This window comes from Thiorhodococcus minor (assembly GCF_010820565.1).
GTDB lineage: Bacteria > Pseudomonadota > Gammaproteobacteria > Chromatiales > Chromatiaceae > Thiorhodococcus > Thiorhodococcus minor.
The window spans coordinates 1-20,542 of record NZ_JAAIJQ010000091.1 but is presented as its reverse complement, the minus strand read 5'-3'; the positions used below and the strand labels follow the sequence as shown (position 1 = coordinate 20,542).

The 20,542-nt window shown below is 65.6% G+C and carries 17 protein-coding genes; 7 read left to right on the top strand and 10 right to left on the bottom strand.

The annotated features are described in order from the left end of the window. The first annotated feature begins 157 nt into the window (after window positions 1-157). Entirely contained in the window at window positions 158-325 is a 168-nt protein-coding gene (locus G3446_RS21690; RefSeq protein ID WP_164455215.1) for a hypothetical protein, read from the top strand. Window positions 326-784: 459 nt separating this feature from the next. On the opposite strand, the gene G3446_RS21685 is transcribed toward G3446_RS21690, so the two are convergent. The 5 genes from G3446_RS21685 to G3446_RS21665 all read right to left on the bottom strand — a co-directional run bounded on the left by G3446_RS21685 (window position 785) and on the right by G3446_RS21665 (window position 7,390). Next, on the bottom strand, window positions 785-2,767 hold the full coding sequence (locus G3446_RS21685) for a transglutaminase-like domain-containing protein (RefSeq protein ID WP_164455213.1): 1,983 nt from the start codon (window positions 2,765-2,767) through the stop codon (window positions 785-787). After that, complete coding sequence (locus G3446_RS21680; RefSeq protein ID WP_164455210.1) at window positions 2,764-4,131, bottom strand: DUF58 domain-containing protein; 1,368 nt, start codon at window positions 4,129-4,131, stop codon at window positions 2,764-2,766. Before G3446_RS21680 ends, G3446_RS21685 begins: the two co-directional genes overlap by 4 nt. 15 nt (window positions 4,132-4,146) lie before the next feature. Next, entirely contained in the window at window positions 4,147-5,163 is a 1,017-nt protein-coding gene (locus tag G3446_RS21675) for an AAA family ATPase (RefSeq protein ID WP_342450182.1), read from the bottom strand. An 11-nt stretch (window positions 5,164-5,174) separates the two neighbouring features. Then, a complete protein-coding gene (locus G3446_RS28335) occupies window positions 5,175-6,986 on the bottom strand; it encodes an aryl-sulfate sulfotransferase (RefSeq protein ID WP_164455206.1) in 1,812 nt (603 codons plus the stop codon). A gap of 155 nt (window positions 6,987-7,141) precedes the next feature. Further along, window positions 7,142-7,390, bottom strand: a complete 249-nt coding sequence (locus G3446_RS21665) for a hypothetical protein (protein WP_164455204.1) — start codon at window positions 7,388-7,390, stop codon at window positions 7,142-7,144. Window positions 7,391-7,605: 215 nt separating this feature from the next. Between G3446_RS21665 and G3446_RS21660 the strand changes: the two genes are divergently transcribed. Both G3446_RS21660 and G3446_RS21655 read left to right on the top strand, forming a co-directional pair. Continuing rightward, window positions 7,606-8,082 carry an aminoacyl-tRNA deacylase gene (locus G3446_RS21660; protein ID WP_164455202.1) on the top strand — a complete coding sequence of 159 codons (477 nt, stop codon included), beginning with the start codon at window positions 7,606-7,608 and terminating at the stop codon, window positions 8,080-8,082. A 316-nt stretch (window positions 8,083-8,398) separates the two neighbouring features. After that, a complete protein-coding gene (locus G3446_RS21655) occupies window positions 8,399-9,094 on the top strand; it encodes a zinc ribbon domain-containing protein (RefSeq protein WP_164455200.1) in 696 nt (231 codons plus the stop codon). A gap of 91 nt (window positions 9,095-9,185) precedes the next feature. On the opposite strand, the gene hisG is transcribed toward G3446_RS21655, so the two are convergent. Continuing rightward, the gene (gene hisG, locus G3446_RS21650; RefSeq protein ID WP_164455198.1) at window positions 9,186-10,058 is read right to left on the bottom strand and encodes an ATP phosphoribosyltransferase; all 873 of its coding nucleotides are present in this window, start codon (window positions 10,056-10,058) and stop codon (window positions 9,186-9,188) included. A 78-nt stretch (window positions 10,059-10,136) separates the two neighbouring features. Beyond that, window positions 10,137-10,925, bottom strand: coding sequence for a Mut7-C RNAse domain-containing protein (locus tag G3446_RS21645; RefSeq protein WP_164455197.1), 789 nt, complete (start codon window positions 10,923-10,925; stop codon window positions 10,137-10,139). Between the two features lie 358 nt (window positions 10,926-11,283). Here G3446_RS21645 and G3446_RS21640 point away from each other — a divergent pair, with 358 nt between their 5' ends. Then, a complete protein-coding gene (locus G3446_RS21640; RefSeq protein ID WP_342450181.1) occupies window positions 11,284-13,257 on the top strand; it encodes a sensor domain-containing diguanylate cyclase in 1,974 nt (657 codons plus the stop codon). Between the two features lie 60 nt (window positions 13,258-13,317). Here G3446_RS21640 and G3446_RS21635 read toward each other — a convergent pair whose 3' ends face one another. Together G3446_RS21635 and murJ are read right to left on the bottom strand one after the other, a co-directional pair. Then, window positions 13,318-13,695: a PilZ domain-containing protein gene (locus G3446_RS21635; RefSeq protein ID WP_164455195.1), complete on the bottom strand. Its 378-nt coding sequence runs from the start codon at window positions 13,693-13,695 to the stop codon at window positions 13,318-13,320. A gap of 398 nt (window positions 13,696-14,093) precedes the next feature. Then, window positions 14,094-15,629, bottom strand: a complete 1,536-nt coding sequence (gene murJ, locus G3446_RS21630; RefSeq protein ID WP_164455192.1) for a murein biosynthesis integral membrane protein MurJ — start codon at window positions 15,627-15,629, stop codon at window positions 14,094-14,096. A gap of 168 nt (window positions 15,630-15,797) precedes the next feature. Between murJ and rpsT the strand changes: the two genes are divergently transcribed. The 3 genes from rpsT (at window position 15,798) to G3446_RS21615 (ending at window position 19,007) form a co-directional block, all read left to right on the top strand. Continuing rightward, complete coding sequence (gene rpsT, locus G3446_RS21625; RefSeq protein WP_164455190.1) at window positions 15,798-16,061, top strand: 30S ribosomal protein S20; 264 nt, start codon at window positions 15,798-15,800, stop codon at window positions 16,059-16,061. A gap of 688 nt (window positions 16,062-16,749) precedes the next feature. Continuing rightward, entirely contained in the window at window positions 16,750-17,499 is a 750-nt protein-coding gene (locus G3446_RS21620) for an ATP-binding cassette domain-containing protein (protein WP_164455188.1), read from the top strand. Next, window positions 17,496-19,007: an ABC transporter permease/substrate-binding protein gene (locus G3446_RS21615; protein ID WP_164455186.1), complete on the top strand. Its 1,512-nt coding sequence runs from the start codon at window positions 17,496-17,498 to the stop codon at window positions 19,005-19,007. Before G3446_RS21620 ends, G3446_RS21615 begins: the two co-directional genes overlap by 4 nt. A gap of 518 nt (window positions 19,008-19,525) precedes the next feature. Here the strand turns inward: G3446_RS21615 and G3446_RS21610 are convergent. Beyond that, the gene (locus tag G3446_RS21610) at window positions 19,526-20,107 is read right to left on the bottom strand and encodes a hypothetical protein (protein WP_164455184.1); all 582 of its coding nucleotides are present in this window, start codon (window positions 20,105-20,107) and stop codon (window positions 19,526-19,528) included. Window positions 20,108-20,542: the final 435 nt, after the last annotated feature.

Genomic DNA, 20,542 nt, shown 5'->3' with positions numbered 1-20,542 from the left:
TCGGACCACGCCCATCGGGGTCACACCGGCTCGCTACCGCCCCGATGACCAGCTTCTGGCCTTCCTCGAAGGCCTCTGATTATGCCGACCGCAAGCAACGCCAGAGCGCCGCCGGCCGATCGCCAGCCGCCCGACTCGGCATAATTCGGTTGTCGGCATGATGACGAAGATCATGCAGGCGCGGTGCGGCATGGGCGCCGCGATTGGCCCAGTGGAGCTGGTCGCGAAGCTGCTTGAAGACACGATGGACTTGGCGATCGCCGAGGGGTTGCCCCGAGCGTTGTCCGCGGGTTCCCGTGAAGAACGGCGTCTCAGGCGTCGTTGAGACCTCCCGTCGACGTCGCTGGCGGAAGCGGGTCAACGCCTCGACGGTCGACGGATGCAAGGGCAAATGTCTCCCCTAAATCAGCGCATGCGGGTTGCAATGACGAAGTTCATGAAGGTTCATTCGGTTTTCATTCGAAAACCACCCGTGAGGGCCGTTTCGACATCGAGAAATCAAGGCTTTAGGCGCTATTGCGTCCCTATTGATCGGCCTCGGCACCGAAGCTTCGACCATGGGGTCATATTTTAAGCCATTGTCCTGTAAGATGAAACAGACTTTTCTGCCAGGCACTATGTAGATCAGGTACGCAGCCATTCTTCGCCGGTCACGGAGCGCAATGCAACGGAAGGTGGACGCGGGCGTAAGGTCGCTGAGTCGTCGCTTGTGAGTGAGAGTGCCCCCGAACGGGAGCTGCTGATCGAGAAAGAGGCAAGGTGCGCTGTGGGCTCTGCGGTCGTCTCATCTTCGGCTTCGGAGGCTTTCCCATCTGGTTTGCCAGCGCGCGATCTCGCGTTGCAGCTGGCGTTGCTGCGCTGGGGTTAGGCCGGCGGGGTGGTAGTGGGCGCGCTCGTTGAAGCGCTGGATTGCTTCGATGTCCTGCATCGTCTCGTGCAGCTCGGGCTCGCGCTGGAGGCGCTGGAGCCATTGGCGGTCGGTCTCGCCGGCCCGGCGCGGCCAGCCTGCTCTGGTCAGGGTCCGTGCGACGTCCGCGATCGGGCTGTTCGACGCCACTGCCAGCGTCCGGCGCTTCGCAGCGCCTGCCTCGATGAAGCGTCGGCCGAGACGCAGCCGGTAGGCGAGGATCAGGGACAGTATTGCGAGCAGTGCCCAGAGCCAGGGGTTGTCCTTGGTCTCTGGATTCAGTCGGTGCAGATTGAAGCGGTACCAGAGCTGGGAGATCCAGTCGGCCGCGGGCTGCCAGAGGGGGCGTCGGTCGGCCTCGAGGTTCGCCCAGAGTGCGGGGGTCGTATCCAGGCTCCACCAGCGATCATGGTGCCAGACCAGCGCCCAGGCGTGGGCGTGACTGCGGCGTACCAGATAGGTGTTGGGCGCTGCGGCCTGCTCTTGGACCGAGTAGCCGACGGCGTAGCGCGCAGGCAATCCGGCTTGCCGCAAGAGCAGCACGCTCGCCGTGGCGAAGAGCTCGCAATGTCCGCGCCTGCGATCGCGCAGGAAGTGCTCGAGCGCGGTCTGTCCGCGCACCGGCCCCGGCAGCTCCAGGGTGTAGCGAAACCCTGTCTTGAAGTAGTCGCGCACCCGTTGCAAGGCGGCCTCCGGATCCGCCTGGCTCAGCGCGAGCGCGTCGACCAGCTCGTCGAGAACGGCCTGCTCCGGCAGGGGGACGCGCAGGTCGATGTCGTCAGGGGGGCGGTCGTCCGACGCGGCTTCGTGGTAGAAGGCGCGGTATTGGACCAGTGGTGGTCCGTCGCTCGCCTTGACCGCGCCGAGCGGATGTCGCGACAGAATCCCCACCGGCAGGCCGGCGATGCGCCAGGTCCCGCTCGGCAGGGGGAGCAGGTCGCCGCGGCGTTTCAAGTAAGTGCCGATGCGGACACTGGGCGTGCTGGCGACGGCGGTCGCGTCCGGGGCCCATTGCCAGCCATCGTTGACGCGGGGAACGGGGGCGAAGTCCCGCTCGCGTGTCAGCCAGGAGGTATCGAAGTAGCGGTTGTAGCTGGCCGTGCGCAGCAGCAGGGGAGCCTTGAGCGGGGCGTCCGTCGTGACGCGATAGAGCACACGGTCGGACAGCTTGAGCTCTCCGATGTCGCCAAGCGCGGTTCGAGCACGATAAGGGTCGCCGCTGCCGAAAAAAAGATCGCCCATCCAGGCGATTGCGGCGTCTTCGAGACGGCTCTGGCCCTCTCGAAGTCCCAGCTGCCCGGCGTAGGCGAGTAGGGCCGTGATGACGAGCAATCCCAGCATCAGCGGCCAATGTCGCCGAGCCCCCTGCTGCCAGAGAAGCCACGCGCCGGCCAATGCAAGCAGCCCGATGAAATGGCTGGAGAGGGCCTCGCTTCCCGGCGCGGTCCCGGCCGCGAGCAGGCAGCTCGCCAGGTAGACGGGGCGCAGGTCCAGGGTACGGTCCGCATCCGCTGAGCGGCTGCGTCGCTGCGACAGGAAGAGGGCACGGTGGGTCACGCCTGGTCGGGCACTGAGGATCTGGGCCGAGACCAGGGGCGCGAGCAGGAGCGGCGACCAGCGCAGCACGGCGAAGATTCCCGCCGTCAAGGGGCCTTTGCTGTATTCATAGAGCACGACGCCGATCACGAGCAGGCTCGTCAGGTCCACCAGCCGCTCGAGGCTCTTGTCGGAGACCTGCCAGCGCTTGTCGGTTCGCATGGCCCAGGCGAGCCAGGCCGTCAGCCCCAATCCGGGCACCCAGGCCCCTGTCTGCCAGCTCCAGAACATCAGCGCGAGCGCGGCGGGCGGGTAGCGGATCATAGCCGGGCGAGATCCTCGGCGATTCGAGCGGGGCGAATCCGCTGCACCTGGGCGCCGGTCCAGCCGCCGAGGAGCACTTCCATCGGCTGGTCGGAGACGACGAGGAGCCGCGTCGGCACTCCCAGGCTGCCGAGCGTCCAAGCCAGTTCGCGTCGCGGCTGGTCGAAGTCGAGCAGCACGCACACCAGGGCGCTCAATTGCCCGATTCGGCCGAGCAGGGCTTGCTGCAGTCGCTCGAAGGGCTGCGTCTCGCAAGGCTTGGCGCATGCCAGGACTTCCAGGAACTGTGCGGTGCCGGCCAGGCCGCGTCCACCGGTCAGGCAATAGGGCTCGGGGCCCACGAAGAGGAGATCGAGCAGGCTTTCGCCGTCTCCAATGCGGTCGCACAAGGAGGCCGCGATGCTGACGGCGGCCTCGAAGCCGTCATGAGAGGACGTGTCCGCGAAGGTATCCAGCACCAGGGCGTGGCGGGTGAAATACTCATCCTGATACTCCTTCACCACGGGCTCGTCCGTGCGCGCCCAGCTCGGCCAGTGGATCAGGCGCGGCGAGTCGCCCGCGCGATACTCGCGCAGACCGATGAATTCCTGCGATTCTCCGACCGTCGCCGCCAGGCGCCATCCGCCCGGCTGGTACCGGCGATGGCCTGGCAGGCTCAGCATGGGCGCCGGGTAGCGCTTGGGGAGCACGAGCAAGGATTGCTCTTGGAGGATGGGGACGCGCACTCGGGTCAGGCCGAGCGGGTCCGGGCGGGTGAGCCAGAATCCGCGCAGACGCAGATAGCCGCGCCGTTTCGGTATCAGGCGCAAACCCACCCTGAGTCTGCCCCGAGGAGAGATGGGCTCGAGCGCCTTTGGCGCTGGCTGTGCCGCCCAGCGGTTGCGCGCGAGCAGCCGCTGCCAGCGGGGATAGCCGAGTCGGCGGTCGAGCCAGGTATCGCCCGCGGCGGCCGCCTGATTGGGGTCGCGAAACTGGGCGCGCGTCGGTCGCGGGTCTGGAAGCTGCTCGGTCAAAGCCAGTCCTTCGAGGGTGCGGCGGTGGCGCGAGCGCAGCTCGACCGGATAGTCGAGCGGGATGTCGACACAGGCCGTGCTTGGCAATGCCCGGCTTGCATCCAGGCAACTGCGCAGCCGCCACCCGCCAATAAGCGCGGCCAAGCCGGAGACCAGCAGCAGGATGAGCGCGAGCGTGAAGAGCTGATAGAGCTGGTTGAGTCGGGTATCGATGCCGAAAACGGCCGCCGCAAAGCCGGTCGCGAGGACGAAGCGCCCAGCAGGCGTGAGCCGTTCTCGCAGGAAGTGCCGCCAATGCTCCAGCCGGCGCAGTGCCGGGAAGAGCGCGGCTCGCAGGAGTGCGCCGGCCATGGGCTCGCTGCCGCCTCAGCGCGGCGGCTCGAGCTGCTCGATGAGGCGCGTCACCACGGCCTCCGCGCTCAGGCCGCCGAAGCGCGCTTGGCTGTCGAGCACCAGCCGGTGGGCGATGACAGCGACGGCAAGCTCCTGGACGTGATCCGGGGTGACGAAGTCGAGCCTGTCCATCAGCGCCAGGACTTGTGCGCTCTTCATCAGGGCCAAGGAGGCGCGGAGTCCGGCGCCAAGGGTGACCCCCTCGGTCGCGCGGGTCGCGCGGGTGAGGTCGACCATATAGCGGGCGACGGCCGGGTCGACGGCGACCTCGGCCGCCTGGGTCCGCAAGGCCAGGATGTCGGCTGGCGCCGCGACGGGCTCGATCCTGCTCAAGGGCTCGCCGAGGCGGTGCCGCGCGAGCACCTCGACCTCTTCGTCCGGCGCCAGATAGCCCAGGCCGAAGCGCAGCGCAAACCTGTCGAGCTGCGCCTCGGGCAGCGGGTAGGTGCCGTGGAATTCGACCGGGTTTTGGGTCGCGATGACGAAGAAGAGCGGATCGAGCGGGTGGGTAGTCCCTTCGATACTGACCTGCGCCTCGCCCATGGCCTCCAGTAGGGCCGATTGGGTGCGTGGAGAGGCGCGGTTGATCTCATCGGCGAGCAGGATCTGCGTGAAGACGGGGCCGCGGCGGAGCTCGAAGCTGCGTGCGGCAGGATCGAAGACGGAGCCCCCCAGGATGTCGGTCGGGAGGAGGTCGGGGGTGAACTGCACGCGCCTGAAATCCGCCCTCAGGGCGCGCGCCAGCGCCTTGGCCAGTGTCGTCTTGCCGGTGCCCGGAACGTCCTCGAGCAAGACGTGGCCGCCGCTGACCAGGGCGACCAGCAACAGGCGGATGGCGCGGGGCTGACCGCGGATGACGGGCTCGAGGTGGGCGCGGATTTGCGCCAGGGTCTCGGCTGCTGCATGCGGGGAATGCTGTCCTTGGGTCTCCAGCCGCTGTGCTTCAGCGCGTCGAGTGTCGGTGGGATGCGTTGGCGTCGTCCTGGTCACAGCCGTTGTCTTCAGTCTCCGTTCGTGGCCTCGGAATAGAGGTTCTGCAGTCGATAGGAGCGGTACTGGAAGATGTCGAGGTCGGTCTGGAGGACGGTGATCCCACTGGGGTCGACCTCCTGGACGGTGGCGCGCGGCTCCGCGAAGGTGCCGAGCATGCCGGCGTTGAGCCATAGATTTCCGTTGGCGAGCTGCTGTGCCGAGCCAACCGCGAAGGCATAGTCCCCGAGGTCCTTGTTGAAGACCAGCTCCGCGGTCATGGCGGTCTCGTCGATTTGCCAGATCTGTCCGCGGCTCTGGCAATCCGGTGGCGGCTCCTCCGCCTCGCATCTGAGATTGCTGTTGTCGAAGAGGACGATCGCATCGTCCGCGATATAGCTCGGATCGTGGATGTGAGAGAACCAATCGTCTTCGCTGCCGCCGAGCATTGTGAAATCACCATCGGGACCGAGTCGCCAGAGGATGCTGCCGTCGCCACTCCCCTCGTCGTAGTCGATCTTGACGACCCAGTCCTGGTTGCGGACGGAGAGCAGCAGGTTGCCGTCTGGCGTCAGGGCGAGGGCGTTGGCGTGCGTCCAGTCGTTGCTCTCGTCCCCGAGGTAGAAGGGCGGGCATCCGGCGTCGCCTGGGCCGCACACCTCGCCCATGGTCGCGAGCCGTGTGGGGTCGAGATGGTCCCAAGCGTTCCACAGCCATTTGATGGTCAGATTCTTGTCCGTGACGATGATCATGTCTCCCAGCACGGAGACCTCTCCGGCCCCCTGCAGATCCGTGACCAGTCGCTCGACGCTGGCGATGAAGGCGACGTCGCCGTTGCGCAGCTCGCGCACGTCGTGGTGGATGTCATTGATGCGGTCGGTGTCGTCCCTGCGCTCGAGCTGGACGTTCAGATCGCGCACGCTGGTCTGCTTGATGACGTTGCCGAGCAGGTCGGCCTTGGTGAGCAGCTGATTGGCCGTGCCGGTCATCGGGTCTGGCGTGATGTGCCAGAAGCTGCCGTCGGCGCCGGGGCGCAGCGCCCAGACGGGCCGCTGCCAGTACCAGAGGAGGTTGCCTTCCAGATCGGTCGCGAGCGGGTAGGGGCTGAGACCGAGGGCGTCGTTGCCGATCATGGTCGAATTCCAGATCAGCGGCTCGGGCGGGCTGGTCTCAGGTCCGGCGGGTGCATGGATGGTGCTAGGCGAGATGGCGATCTCGGCCGTGCCTGTCGTGAAGCTGATCGGCCAGGAGCTTTGCAGCCGTGTGCCGTCCGAGGCCAGGGCCTCGTGCTGCATTAGGTAGGTCGTGTCCTGGCGCATGCCCGCGATCAGGAAGTGCGGCGGCGCCTGGGGAAGGCACCACTCCGGAGTGGTCACTTGCTCGACGCCGATGGATGGGGCGAAGAAGCGCACGCGCATGCGGATCGGATCTCCGCAGGGTGGCGCGACATAGAGCGCGACCAGCGGGTTGCGCGTCGGATGCACGACAGGCGCATTGAGCCCATAGGGGATGGCCGGCAGGACGGTGAAGGGCAGGACCGCTGCGCTCTGCTGCCCGCTTTCCACGTCGAGCACGGAGCCGATCAAGACGTAGCTGCCCGGCCGCACGCTGGACCACTCGAGCGTGCTGCTCGACTGATAGGCATAGATGACCCGGCGGTCCTTGGGCTGATCGGCGGGCGCGATGCTGAGCTGATAGAGGTGCTCGGAGTCACCGCTCTCCGAGACGCTAACCAGGATGTTGGTGCCTGCCGGCTGGGGCGAGGGGAGGTCGGTGGTGAGGGTCACGGCGCTGGCGCCGGTTGTCCCGAGGGCGGCGATCAGGATCGCGCTCGCCCATCGCATGATCGAATGTCGCAACGGCGTTTCTCCGAGAGTCTCTTGGTCGCTAGGCTGATGCGGAGCGGGGCGAGCGGCTGGCGCCCGCGTGATCGGCGCACCGCCGCATTGCCGGAGGTCGGGCCGATGCCCAGTCGAGCATCCGCGTGTCGCTTCGGCTCTCAGGTGCGGTCCTTTGCGCACCGTCGCTCGATCTGCTCCATACGTGACTCTAGAGCGTCCATGCGCTCCGTCAAGCTGACGGCTGCAGCGGGTCGCGCATTCGTGTCCGACGGAGCGGTCTCCAACGTGTGCAACGCGAGCGCCGCGCGCTGGATGACGCTGGAAAGGGATTCGCCAGGCAGCGAGAGTGCCTGGAGCTGGATGATGGTTTCCTTAGAGAGTCGAACGGTGGTACTGGCTTCGCCCATGCTGGTCTCCGTGGCTCCGAAACCTCCAAAGATTAGCGCCGACGCCGTCCGCGGGCCGTGCCGCCCGTCACGGGATGGGCCAGGGGATGCCTCAGGGGGAGCTCGTGCTGCAATCCCGGGGCTGCGTGATCCCCCCTTGGATCCTGGGGGAAGCCCGTTGCGCGCTTGCTCAAGGGCTAAACTTGAGATTGAAGGGCCAAGAAGGAGGATACGTCATGACAATGTCAAGAATGCTTGAGACCCATATCCAGGACCACGCTGTGCGCTACTCGCTCCTCGCGCATCCGCATACCGGCTCCAGCATGGATACCGCGACCGTGGCGAGGGTGCCGGGCGGGCGGCTGGCGAAAGGCATCATGGTGAAAGTCGAGGCGACCGGCGAGTATCTGATGGTCGTGATCCCGTCGGATCATCATGTCGACCTGGGACGCTTGGGAGAGCGCCTGGGGCACGGCTTGAGTCTGGCGACCGAAGAGGAGCTGGCCGCTCTCTTCCCGGACTGCGAGCGCGGTGCCGTGCCGCCGATCGGCGCAGCCTTTGGTCATCGTACGCTGCTCGACAGGAGCTTGGCGGGATGCCCTGAGATCTACTTCGAGTCTGGCGATCACGAGACCTTGGTGCGGATCGAGGGCGACCAGTTGGCCGTCTTGCTCGACGGTGCCGATGAGGTCGATGTCGCGATGCGCATCTGACCCGCGTGGCGCCTAATCCTCATGGTTCGGAGTCATGCGGGCGTCCCGACGAGTCCGGGCGGCCGGTGTGTCGTCCGGGCGCTTCAGCGGATTTTCGACTTCCAGGAATGCCTGACGAGGCGGGCTGAGCGCATGCGGCTGACTTGCCGGGCGAGTGGCAAGCAGTGGCGTGCGATGGGTGTCGCCGGACCAGAGATTGCGGCCGATCGGCCGTCGCAATCGAGACCTGTGTCGGGTTTTTTTTTCGGCGCATCCCTTAATCTCCCGTTTCGATATCGACAGGATTCGTCCTTACGAACAGCGAGAGCGGGTTACCATGAAGCGCTTAGTCCTCTACCTCCCAACGCTCACGCTCGCGGGGGCTGGGCCGGCTGCTGCGGCTTCCAGTTTCAGCGATGCGAGCACGGGCGAAGTCATTCTCTACGTGGCTATCATCCTTGCCTTCGTTGGGATGAGCATCGGCGCCATCGCAGGCGTCAAGCGGGGATTCAACGTCTTTGCGACGGGTGTCGGCGGGTTCTTTTTAGGGCCCTTCGCCTTCGTGCTTTTCTTCGTGCCGCGAGCCAAGACAGAGGCGTCGGAAGAGACCCCTCAGTGTCCGTTCTGCCACGAGCCCATGGCATCTGGGGCCAAGGTTTGCGGTCAGTGCGGCTGGGACGCGGCGAAGCAGCAGGGCATTGCCCAGCCGCAGCGGGAAGCTGAGTTTCAAAAGGATTCCGAGTCGACGCGCCGCCGCCGTCGCTCCAAGCGCAGGTCGAAGTCGAAGGGCGATGCCTCGGCCAAGCATGAGGCGCACAAGGATCTCAGCTCTGAGTTCGCGCAGTACTCCGAGATGCTGCGTCAGACCTTGCCAGGAACGCTCAATCGTCCGAAAGACATCGCGTACATGGAGAAGTTCTCCAAGAAGGACGAGGGCGTCCACTGCTCCAATCCGGACTGCAGGCGGCTGTTGCTACCGCCTTACGAGAAGTGCCCGCACTGTGGCAGGGTACAGATTCGCGGCGCCGCATAGCCATTGGTATCTTCGAGATCGGCGGGGCACCTTTGTCGCCCTGGAAAAGGGTGACCGACGCGCTCCGTCTCGATGGACGCTTTCATCGCGCTCAGAGCATCTTCCTTAGCTCGTATTCCAAGATGCCTTCGGCCCCGGCTGCCCGGAGCTGAGGGATGAGGTCTCTGACCATGGCGGCGTCGACGATGGTCTCCACCGCTAGCCACTGAGGGTCGTAGAGATGGCTGACGGTCGGCGCATGGAGGCTGGGCAGCAGCTCGACCACGTCATCCAGGCGCTTCGCCGGCACATTGCACTTGAGCGCGACCTTGCTCCTTGCCGCCAAGGCGGATTGCAGCATCATGGCGATCTGCTCGATGCGTGCGCGGCGCGCGGGATCGCGCATGGCGCCGTGATTGGCGACCAAGCGGGTCTCGGTGACCAGGAGCTCTTCCACGATGCGCAGGCCATGCGCGCGGATGGTGCTGCCGGTCTCAGTGATCTCCACGATGGCATCGACCAGCCCCTCGACCGCCTTGGCCTCGGTCGCACCCCAGGAGAATTCGACCTCGGCGTCCACGCCGCGCTCGGTGAGATAGCGGCGCGTGAAGTTGACCAGCTCGGTTGCGATCTTGCGGTCCTGCAGATCGCTAACCGAGCGAACCGGCGAATCCTCGGGCACGACTAGCACCCAGCGGCTCGGCCGGTTGGATGACTTCGAGTAGGTGAGGGTGCAGATCTCTTCGACCTCGGCCTCCGTCTCGAGGATCCAGTCGAGTCCGGTCAGACCGAGGTCGAGTGTGCCGCGCTCGACATAGCGGGCCATCTCCTGTGCGCGCAGCAGGGAGCATTGGATGTCCGGATCATCGATGTCAGGGTAGTAGTGGCGCGAATGCGGCGCGATGCGCCAGCCGGCCTGGGCGAAGAGGTCGATGGTGGCGTCCTGCAGGCTCCCCTTGGGGATTCCGAGCTTGAGCAGAGGCATATGCGGCTCCGACCTGACTGTCGAGTGGCTGTCCCCAGAGTATCTCCCATTCCTGTCGGATGCGTCTCGCCTCTGCGCTCAATCCGTTCTCGCCGCCGGATCCAGCCCCATCCTATCGGCCGCGTCGGGACAGAGCCGCTGGATCTGGCGTCTCATCGCCTGCCAATGACTCCCGCGCCAGTAAGCCCGACCGCAGCCCGCGCAGCGCCACACGGCCAGCTGTCGCCCTCTCAGGCTTGGCGGAAGTGCGGTTTGGGCGTCCGCATGGGATAGCGGCTGGAGCAGGCCGTTACAGCGCATGCAGCGCGTGAAGGGCGCGATCCGATCGCAAAGGCGCAGCCTCTCGATGAGGGCCCGAAGCTGATCGCTGACCTTCTGCTGGCGAATGTAGCAGCCCTCCGAGACTTGTCGCCGCATCAAGAGGGCGCGGTCCCGAGAGAGCAGGATGCGCCGCTGCTCGGCTGCCTGCCGCGCGAGCACCGCGTCGCCGATATCGTTCTCCCAAAGCGTGTCGAAGCCCAGCATGCGCAGACGCCTGGCGAGGGCGCCCAGATGCGCGTCGGCGATGAAGCGCGGGGTGTGCCTCTCCTGGCACTTCTCGCGACGGCTGCTGTCAGGCAGCTCAGGGCCGCGGCGGTCCGCCGGATAGATGCTCAGACGGGCGTCCGTTGCCAAGCGTGTCTCCAAATCGATGCCGACGCCATCGCAGAGGATTCTGCCGACCTCGGTGTGGGGAACACCGCAGGATTCGATCAAATGGCGTGCGGGTGTCGGTGCGTCGAGCGCGCGTCGAGAGTCGCGCCCACGTCGATTGGATGGGAGAAGATCGTTCAGCTCGGCGTAGAATCTGAGTGTCGCGGTCGGCATTGGCGGCTGTCTCCCAGTTCGGGCAGGATCGTCGCGGCCCGACCTGTTCGAGGAATCGAGGGTGCGTCTTGCACGATCGTCTATCCGATGCTCGGCCAAGCGGTCCGTGACGAAGTGGGAGCTTGGTCACGAATCGGCGACGCGAAAAGCGTCAACTTAATCGGCCGTGGGCGGGTCTTTGCCCTCGTGCTGGATAGGGATGCCCGGTCAGCCGAACGCGCAGATGGACTGGGCTCGCAGCCGGGGTCCGCCCGACCAGCGGCCGTTGGGATCGCGCGCTGGCCATGCGCGGTGACGGCATCCAATCGACGTCCTCCCTTGGAGCTGGGATTGTATTGCAGACGGGAGCAGGGAAAGAGTGGCAGATCAATCGGAGATCCTTAACCGTTCCGTTTGCATGGCGTTGCGCAGCGAGGTGGGGGATCTGCCGCCCGCGCCCGCGGCCGCGGTCAAGCTGCTCGGACTGACGAGCGACGAGGATACCGAGGTCTCGGCGATCTCGCGGGTAATCGAGACGGAGCCGGCGCTGGCGGCCAAGGTGCTTCAGATCGTGAACTCGGCCTTCTACGGCTTCCCGAGTCGCATCAAGACGATCCACCGGGCCGTGACCCTCCTCGGGCTCTCGGCAGTTCGGCAGGTCGCGCTCCAGGTGCTCTTCTACGAGAGCATGGTGAAGCGTGGCTCGCAAGGGGCCTTCGATCGACTCCACTTTTGGCAGCACAGCCTGCTGGTGGCCATCCTCAGTCGCGGGATCGGCGAGCGCATGGGGCATTCGGATCCGGATGCGCTCTATGCGGCTGGGCTGCTGCACGACCTCGGAAAGGTGATTCTGGAGTCGCATGGCCGAGTTCGCTACAGCGAATTCCTCAGCGCATCCGCGCACAGCGTCAACTCGATTCGTGAGAACGAGCGCACTTATTTCGGGGTGACGCACGACATGGTCGGGGCCGTGATCTGCGAGGGCTGGGGGCTGCCTGAGCTGGTGTGCCGCGTTCAGGCCCACCACCATGGTCCCATCGGGGAGTCGGGTCTGCCCACCGAGGAGGCGCGCGAGGTCGCGATCGTCGCCTTGGCCGACTTCATCTCCTGGACCCAGGGGATCGGCTCGGTGGATTTGCTCAATAGCCTCAATATCTCTCCAGAGGTGCTCGCGTTGGCGCCCCTGGATGAGATCGCACTGCCCGAGCTGCTCGAGCAGGCCGATGCCGAGATGTCCGAGATCGGCACATTCTACGGGCTGGAGTTTCCGCCTTCGCCTCAGCTGCGCGCCAACATGGTCGCGACGGCCGTGGCACTGTGCCGCGGCGATTCGGGTCCGGCGAAGTCATCGGGAAGCCTGGTGCTTTCGAGCCACACGGCGCCCCATCAGAGTCTCGATCCGGACGATTTCATTCCCCAGACGCTGGAGGCGCTCCAGCGCGAGCTGGGCATCGAGCGCCTGATGATGATGCAGGTCGAGCCAAGGCGTCGCAGCCTGATTGCGACCCATGCGCTGCCGCCCTTGCCCGCGGTGTCCCCCAGCGCGCCGCTGGAGCTCACGATCACCGCGCTTTCCGGCGATCTAGTGCGCTGTCTGCGCGAGCGCCGGCCGGTGCTGGTGCGCGATTCGGCCGAGAACGAAAAGATCCTGGCGGCGATCGGCGCTTCCGAGGCGGCCGCTGTGCCCGTGATGTGTCACGGCCGGCTGCTGGGCGTGCTCTGGGTCAGTCGCAAGCGCGTCGGCGAGGCGCTGGATATCGGACCCCTGCCGGAAGTGATGCGCGTTGCGGGTGAGCTGGGCATCGCCATCCAGCGCAGTCGAACCTTCGAGCGTGAGCGGGCCAAGGCCGAGGTGGATGCCTTGACGCGGCTCAGCAATCGCAGTGCCGTCGATCGCTTTCTCGCGCAAGCCTTCCGACAGGGGAAGGAGGCGCGCCGTTTCTTCGTGGTCGGCTTCGTCGATATCGATCACTTCAAGGCCTTCAATGACACCTTCGGGCATCAGACGGGTGACGACGTCCTGCGCATCGTCGCCGATACCATGCGCAGCCTGACCCGTCCGACGGACTTCTTGGGGCGCTATGGGGGCGAGGAGTTTCTCTTCGTGCTCATGGACACGCACATCGAGGGTGCCTGCATCTACGCCGATCGCATCCGCAAACAGATCGAGCGGCGCGGACAGGTGCTGGCCGAGCGCTTTCCCGGCCATCTGCTCACTGTGAGTATTGGCATCGCGGCCTATGAGGATGGCTTCAAGGAGCTGTCGGAGATCGTGGCCGCAGCGGACGCCGCGCTTTATCGGGCAAAGGCTGGCGGGCGCAATCGCATCGAGGTGGGTGGCAGGGGAGGCTAGCCTGCTGTTGCAGACGGTCTTGCGGTGGTGGTGCTTGGTGGCTCTGGGGCCTCGCGGTGGCTAATGGAAGCCCTCGATGGCACCGATTGCCGCGAGCTCCGGGCTGTCGACGTCCTCGAATCGGATTCCCAGCTGGCAGCGCTCGTCAGTCGCGTCGACTTTCGTCCAGACGACGGAGCCGACCCGCGAGATGATACGAATCCAGCCATTCTCCCGACACTCCATGGCCAGCAGGACCCTCGAGCCGACCGGATGGGCACGGTCCGCGAGCACGCGCATGCCGGCCGGACTGATGTCGCAGGAGATGCAGGGGCTGCTGCGGCCTCCCGGCTCGGTGGGGGCGGCGTCGATCGCCTGAACCTGGACCTCGCAACTGTCGCTGCGGCGAAAGTAGCGACGCCTGTTGATGGTACGAGAAGAGTGAACGGACTCGCGCATGATGTTTGCTCCACTAGCGCTCATGCCCTTGCGGCGGTGAATGCCCTGATCGCTGCGCACGCGGCGCGCTGCTCTCGAGGACATGTCAAGTCGCGCGTCATCCCAGCCTCTCGCTGAGGTCAAGATCATCGACGCCTTTCCATAGTCGTTGCGCGGTGGGCTCATGACTGGTCGGTTTCAGAATTGCTGGCTCTGGCGCTTGGCGGGGCGCGTGGCTGCCTCAGCGTATCCTTTGAGAACTCTAGAGGATCCCTACTAAAGTCGGTAGGCGGTTTTCTACCTAGGTGCCGACGAACGGCGTGTCGTCAGGGCGTGAACGAGCGCGCGAAACCGCGGTGTCGCGGTCAAGGACATGGGGCGGCATCGCCGGCTAGATCGACGTGCGCGCCCGCATCTGCTCAAGCGCGCGGCATGAGGTCGTGGCGACGCACGCCCGATAGGATCAGCGTCAGGAGATAGAGCGCGGCTCCGGCCAGGATCCAGCCCAGAAGGCGCGGCACGCGGGAGCCGGTATCCAGCGCGATCCAGTCGCTCGCCGAGCCGGCTAGGAGGAGGAGCGCGCTCGCCATGACCAGGCTTGCCGCGCCTACCTTGGAGGCGAATTGCGCCCAGCCGTCTTCCGGCGCGTAGATGCCCGCATTCATCAGGCCGCGCAGCAGAAGTCCGGCATTGGCCAGCGCCGCAATGGTCGTTGCGAGGGCGAGTCCGGCATGGCCCATCGGGAGCATCAGCAGGACATCGAGGAGGAGTCCGATGCCCAGCGAGACGAGGGCGATGCGCACGGGTCCCCGCATGTCCTGGCGGGCGTAGTACCCGGGCACCAGGATCTTGATGGCCATGAAGGCGATGACGCCGGGCGCGTAGGCCATGAGGCTTTGCCCGGCCATGACGACATCGCGGGTGGCGAAGGCCTCGGAGACGAAAAGGGTGGCCATGATCGGCTGGGCGAGCGCCAGCAGCCCGAGGGCAGCCGGTGCGCCCAACAGCAGTGTCCAGCGCATGGCCCAGTCGAGCGTTTGCGAGAAGTCGCCGGCGTTGTCGGCAACGTGCTGTTGAGAGAGCCGCGGCATGATGACCGTGCCAAGGGCGACCGCCAGGATACCGAGCGGGAATTCCATGAGGCGGTCCGAGTAGTAAAGCCAGGAGATGCTTCCCGTCTGCAGGAAGGACGCGAAGAGGGTGTCGAGCAGCAGGCTGATCTGACCCACCGAGACGCCAAGAATGGCCGGACCGATGAGCTTGAAGACGCGTTGGATGCCGGGGTCCCGCAGGTTGAGCCGAGGCCGTGGAAGCAAGCCCAGCCGGCGCAGGAAGGGAAGCTGAAACCCAAGCTGGACCATACCGGCGATGAGAACGCCCCAGGCCAGCGCCAAGATGGGCTCTTCGAGGTGCGGCGCCACGCCCAGTGCGCAGCAGATCAGGATCAGGTTGAGCAGCACTGGCGTGAAGGCCGGCACGCCGAAGCGCTCATAGGTGTTGAGGATGCTGCCCGCGAAGGCCGCGAGCGTGATGAAGAGGATGTAGGGGAGGGTGAGCCGCAGCATCGCGGTCGCCATCTCGTGCTGGGTCGCGTCGCCCGCGAAGCCGGGCGCGAAGACCAGGACCAGCCAAGGGGCGGCCAGCAGTCCTGCCGCAGTGATCAGGAGCAAGGCCAGGGTCAGCGCGCCCGCCATGTCATCCACGAAGGCCTTGAGTGCATCGTCGCCCTGCTTCTGCTTGGTTTCGTTGAGCACGGGGACTAGGGCCATCGAAAAGACGCCCTCCGCGAAGAGGCGGCGGGCAAAGTTGGGAATCTTGAAGGCGACGAAGAAGGCGTCCGTGGCGGCATCTGCGCCGAACAGCCGCGCGATGATGAGGTCGCGGGCGAAGCCGAGGACGCGCGACAGGAAGGTGCTGCCGCCAATCTTGGCGATGGACGCGGACAGGGACGCCACGATGCCTGGGTCTCCGGGGCGAAAGACCCGGGATTATAGAGGGGGTGATGAACGATGCCATCACCAATTGGCAATGCCTGGTTGACAAGGCCGCTGGATCTTATGAAAATGCGCGGTCTTTAGTTTCTAGATCTCGATTTCGATCAGCCGTATTTTCAGGAGACCCACTTGGCTAACTCACCACAAGCACGTAAGCGCGCCCGGCAAGCCGAGACCCGTCGTCAGCGAAACATGGCGCAGCGCAGTACGTTGCGTACTTTCGTCAAGAAGGTGATCAAGGCCATCCGGGCAGAAGACAAAGACGCCGCCGTGCAGGCCTACAAAGAGGCCGTGCCGCGCATCGATCGCGCTGCTCGCAAGGGCTTGATCCACGCCAACAAGGCCGCTCGTCACAAGAGCCGCCTCAACGCGCATATCAAGGCCATGGCCTGAGCCGCGACGGCGAGGCAGCAAAAAAACCGGCTTCATGCCGGTTTTTTTGTGCCTGTTTGTTTTGTGCTCGGGCCCAGTTAGCATGGCTTCAGTGTGGAATAGGGCTGCCAGCCAACAGCTTCCGGCGGCTGCCTGGCCGAGGCCTTCGCCGACTGGCGCTGCCACCCTCTGGGCAGCTTGAGCAAGCGCCATGGGTTGACCAACTGGCCGTTGATCGGCAGTTTGACCAGTAGGGTGGTCGAGCGAGAGAGACTGTGAGAGTAATCCAAGCGCAACGCGAAGATCGCAGATTGGTGTAGGTTGGGCCGACGCAGGGGGGCGAACAATCAAAGCGTTAGGCTAGCCGCCATGTTGGGCTTCGTACCTCAGCCCAACCTACGCAGAATTCCTTCACAGTCTCGAGAGCGAAGTCCACCGAATCCCGCTGCGAAGATCGCGCCTTGCCGTAGGTTGGGCCGACGCAGGAGGCCCAACAATCAAGGCGTTAGGCTGGCCGCTATGTTGGGCTTCGTACCTCAGCCGAACCTACGGGGAGTTTCTTTACCGTCTCTGCGCTTGTCCACCCTCTCAGCTGGAGGCTGGGCCAATGGATGATCGACGCCGCCGATCCCAAGAAGCTAGCCGCTGGAAGCTGGCAGCCCTGTCCGAGTCAGGCTGACATTCACCGAGCTCCTCCATCAGACCGCGCATGCTGACGCTTCACGCAGTTCGTAAGACCTTTCAAGGCAAGCCGGCGCTCGACGGTGTCGATTTGGAGATTGCGCCAGGGCGCACCACTGTGCTCATCGGGCCTTCTGGGTGCGGGAAGTCGACCCTGCTGCGGCTCCTGATCGGGCTCGCCGAGCCGGACGCGGGGAGTGTGTGCTTCGATGGTCAGGCGCTCTCGGACGCGACGATCGCCGCGCTCAGGCTGCGCATGGGCTACGTCATTCAGCAAGGCGGGCTTTTTCCGCATCTCACGGCAGGCGCCAATGTGACCTTGATGGCCGAGCAGTTGGGCTGGGATGCCGAGCGTATCCGCCAGAGGCTGGCGCAGCTGAGCGATCTCACCCATTTCCCGAGAGACGGACTGGCTCGCTATCCGAGCGAGCTGTCGGGCGGGCAGAACCAGCGCGTGGCCTTGATGCGGGCGCTGATGCTGGACCCCGAGGTGCTGCTGCTCGATGAGCCGCTGGGCGCGCTCGATCCTATGATCCGCTATGAGCTGCAGCAAGATCTCAAAGCGATCTTTGCGGCGCTGCACAAGACGGTCGTCTTGGTCACGCACGACTTGGCCGAGGCGGCCTTCCTGGGGCACCGCATCGTCTTGATGCGTGATGGCCGCATCCTGCAGAGCGGGGCCCTGGCGGAGATGATGGCGGAGCCGGCGGAGCCCTTCGTCGAGCAGTTCATTCGTGCCCAGCGCAGTCACCTGGATCTGGGGGGCGGCGAGCGATGAAGCGGCTCACCCTCGACCTAGCGCTGGCATGCCTGGTCGTCTTGGCTGTCACGCTGCTCGCCGGCTGCCGTGGGGAGCCTGGGCAGGTGGTCATCGGCAGCAAGAAGTTCACCGAGAGCGTCATTCTCGGCGAGATGCTGACCGGGCTCGTGGAGTCGACGGGAACGCCCGTGCGTCACCGAGCCTCGCTCGGCGGCACGCGCATACTCTTCAATGCCCTGGTCGCCGGGGAGATCGACGCCTACGTCGAGTACACCGGGACGCTGAGCCACGAGATCATGGCGCGCGAGAAGCCCGTCAGCGCGGCCGAGCTGCGCGCCTGGCTCGCCGAGCGCGACATTCGGCTGGCGGGGTCGATCGGCTTCCAGAACAACTATGCCCTCGGCATGGTCGAGGCGAGGGCGGCCGCGCTGGGCATCGCCAGCGTGTCGGACCTTAGAGCCCATCCGGGGCTCAAGCTCCGCCTGGGAAGCGAGTTCATGGATCGCGCCGACGGCTGGCCCGGTCTGCGCGATCGCTACGGGCTGCCGCAAGCGGATGTCCGGGGCGTCGAGCACGAGCTTGCCTATCGGGCGTTGGGCGCCGGCGAGGCCGATGTCACCGAGGTCTACACCACGGATGCCGAGATCGCCTACTACGATCTGCGCACCCTTGAGGATGATCTTGGCTACTTCCCGCAGTATGACGCCGTGCTCATCTACCGCGCCGATCTGGAAGCACGCGCACCCGAGGCCTTGAAGGCGCTGAAGCGGGGCCTGGGTGCGATCGACGTCGAGCGCATGGTCGCGCTCAATGCGGCCGCCAAGGTCGAGGGCCGGAGCGAGGCGGAGGTGGCGCGTGCCTTTCTGCGTGAGGCCTTCGCGCTCGACCTGACGCCGAGCGGGGAGGGCATGCCGGCGCGCTTGGCGCGCTACAGCCTCGAGCATCTGGTGCTGGTCGGTGTCTCCCTAGCGGCGGCGATCTCGGTCGCCGTCCCGCTCGGCGTCGTGGCGGCCTATCGGCGCCGACTGGGACAGGTCGTCCTCGCCGTCGTGGGGATTCTGCAGACGATTCCGGCGCTGGCGCTATTGGTGGTCATGATCCCCTTCTTCGGCATCGGGGCGGGTCCCGCCCTGGTCGCGCTCTTTCTCTACAGCCTCCTCCCGATCGTGCGCAATACCCATGCGGGGATCACCGGCATCCCGGCGGCCCTACGGGAGTCGGCCGAGGCCCTGGGGCTGCCGCCGGCGGCGCGGTTGAGGCGGATCGAGCTCCCGCTGGCGCTGCCGACGATACTTGCGGGGATCAAGACGGCCGCGGTCATCAACGTGGGGGCGGCGACGCTCGGGGCCTTGGTGGGTGCGGGCGGCTATGGTCAGCCGATCCTGACCGGCATTCGCCTGGACGATACCGCACTCATCCTCGAGGGCGCCATTCCCTCGGCGCTGTTCGCCCTGAGCGTGCAGTGGCTCTTCGAGCGGGCCGAGCGGGCCGTGGTGCCCCGTGGAATCAGGGCGCGAGCAAGCTAGTCGGTCGGCCTCCAATCAGGCCGTGGCAGCCGTGCCGTGAAGTGGAGGAGCGGTGTTGTCGCCCACGTCGAGCCGTGACTCCTCCTCGGACGACAGTGCGCCGACCCATCGAGATGTCGCCGCTGCTGCTGAGGCTCGGGACCCTTGCGGACACGAAAGGCCCAGGTAGTCGCGGCGGCGGCAACCTATCCTGATCGGTCATTCGGTCGAATAACCTTGGTGTCTGTCCGACGCGGGAAGCGGAAGGTCGAGCTACACGGATCAGCGGTCACTTTGCCCCTTGAAGCGGTCAATACATGGGTGCGAGGCGACAACCTGGGGTCAGCCCGGGGCTCAAGCTGAGTCTTCTAGTGCCGGCGGCCGCTTTCTATTGATGGACGGCCATGGCCTGAAGGCGGAGCCGCCATGAGGTCGGTCCGCCAGAATATCGATGAAGCCGGGCGTGACTGAAGCGAAACTGCGAGCATCTTTCGGTCTGCACCGGAGATCGCCGCCCGAATGCTTTTGGATAACGTGCCTCAGAACGCAAAGGTCACGCCGGTGGCTATACCAGCCTGGCGAACGTCGTAGAGAAAATCGTCTTCCTCGCAGTCGACTTTGACCCAGCGGTAGCCCAGGCTCGCGGAGGTCGTATCGGTAAAGCGATACCCGAGTCCGACGAAGACGTCCGCCGTGATGTCGGAGGCGATCCCGAAGCCGCCGACATAGGCCCATCCGCGTGCGAAGACCTGGGGGCTCAAGTCGAGCCCGCCACTGGCACCGATGATCGGATCGCCCCAGGTCTCGTCGCTCGTGATCAGACGTCCAGCGAGCAGACCGTCGGAGAGCCTGAGGTCCGTCTCCACCGACCAGAGGCGTGCACCGCCACCCAGGCGCAGGCTCAGGCGCCCGTCGTCGACAACCAGGTAGCTCGCGATCGGGGAGGCGACCAGGCTGGTGGAGCGCAGCGTCTCGCGGCCGAACAGCGGCGACAGCGATCTGCTCTCCGCCTCGGTCTCCACGTACTGGAAGTCTGCGGCAAGCCCCAGCCGGCCCTTGGTCGCGTTGAAGGGCACCATACCGGAGGGTTTCAGGTCGTCGAAGATGTCACCGAAGCTCATGTCGACATCGGCCACCAACAGCCCAGGGAGCGTGCCGGTCGTCCCCTCGATGCTGGCCGCCCAGAACTAGATCGACATGGTCGTGGTCAGGCCGGTTGCTCATGCGCTGTCGGTCTATGCTCTTGCGGCCGTTTGATCGCCGTATCGCTCAGACGGAAATCGAGCCAGGCTTTACGGCCACGATAGACTTTCAAGCATAGCCGGCGATCGCATGCCGCGCCTGTCATCTGGTGCCTGCCGGCCGCAGCGACTACCTCTTCACTAGGCCCGCAGCTCGAGGACCGAAGTGATGCGCGACAACAACCCATTGCCGTCAATCCCCGTCGCTCGGGCGCACTTGGTCGCGCCCTGGGTCGCTCAGGTGCAGAGTCTGGGGGCACCGGCCGAGGCCTTGTTGATCCGCTCCGGCATTCACCCCGACCTGCTAGCGCACCC

Coding starts and splice junctions, on each gene's coding strand:
- G3446_RS21635 (WP_164455195.1), bottom strand. CDS start 13,695: ATGCGCGAGTCCGTTCACTCTTCTCGTACCATCAACAGGCGTCGCTAC.
- G3446_RS21645 (WP_164455197.1), bottom strand. CDS start 10,925: ATGCCGACCGCGACACTCAGATTCTACGCCGAGCTGAACGATCTTCTC.
- G3446_RS21690 (WP_164455215.1), top strand. CDS start 158: ATGATGACGAAGATCATGCAGGCGCGGTGCGGCATGGGCGCCGCGATT.
- G3446_RS21610 (WP_164455184.1), bottom strand. CDS start 20,107: ATGAGCTTCGGTGACATCTTCGACGACCTGAAACCCTCCGGTATGGTG.
- G3446_RS21665 (WP_164455204.1), bottom strand. CDS start 7,390: ATGGGCGAAGCCAGTACCACCGTTCGACTCTCTAAGGAAACCATCATC.
- hisG (WP_164455198.1), bottom strand. CDS start 10,058: ATGCCTCTGCTCAAGCTCGGAATCCCCAAGGGGAGCCTGCAGGACGCC.
- G3446_RS21680 (WP_164455210.1), bottom strand. CDS start 4,131: ATGGCCGGCGCACTCCTGCGAGCCGCGCTCTTCCCGGCACTGCGCCGG.
- G3446_RS28335 (WP_164455206.1), bottom strand. CDS start 6,986: ATGCGATGGGCGAGCGCGATCCTGATCGCCGCCCTCGGGACAACCGGC.
- G3446_RS21660 (WP_164455202.1), top strand. CDS start 7,606: ATGACAATGTCAAGAATGCTTGAGACCCATATCCAGGACCACGCTGTG.
- G3446_RS21685 (WP_164455213.1), bottom strand. CDS start 2,767: ATGATCCGCTACCCGCCCGCCGCGCTCGCGCTGATGTTCTGGAGCTGG.
- G3446_RS21655 (WP_164455200.1), top strand. CDS start 8,399: ATGAAGCGCTTAGTCCTCTACCTCCCAACGCTCACGCTCGCGGGGGCT.
- G3446_RS21620 (WP_164455188.1), top strand. CDS start 16,750: ATGCTGACGCTTCACGCAGTTCGTAAGACCTTTCAAGGCAAGCCGGCG.
- G3446_RS21615 (WP_164455186.1), top strand. CDS start 17,496: ATGAAGCGGCTCACCCTCGACCTAGCGCTGGCATGCCTGGTCGTCTTG.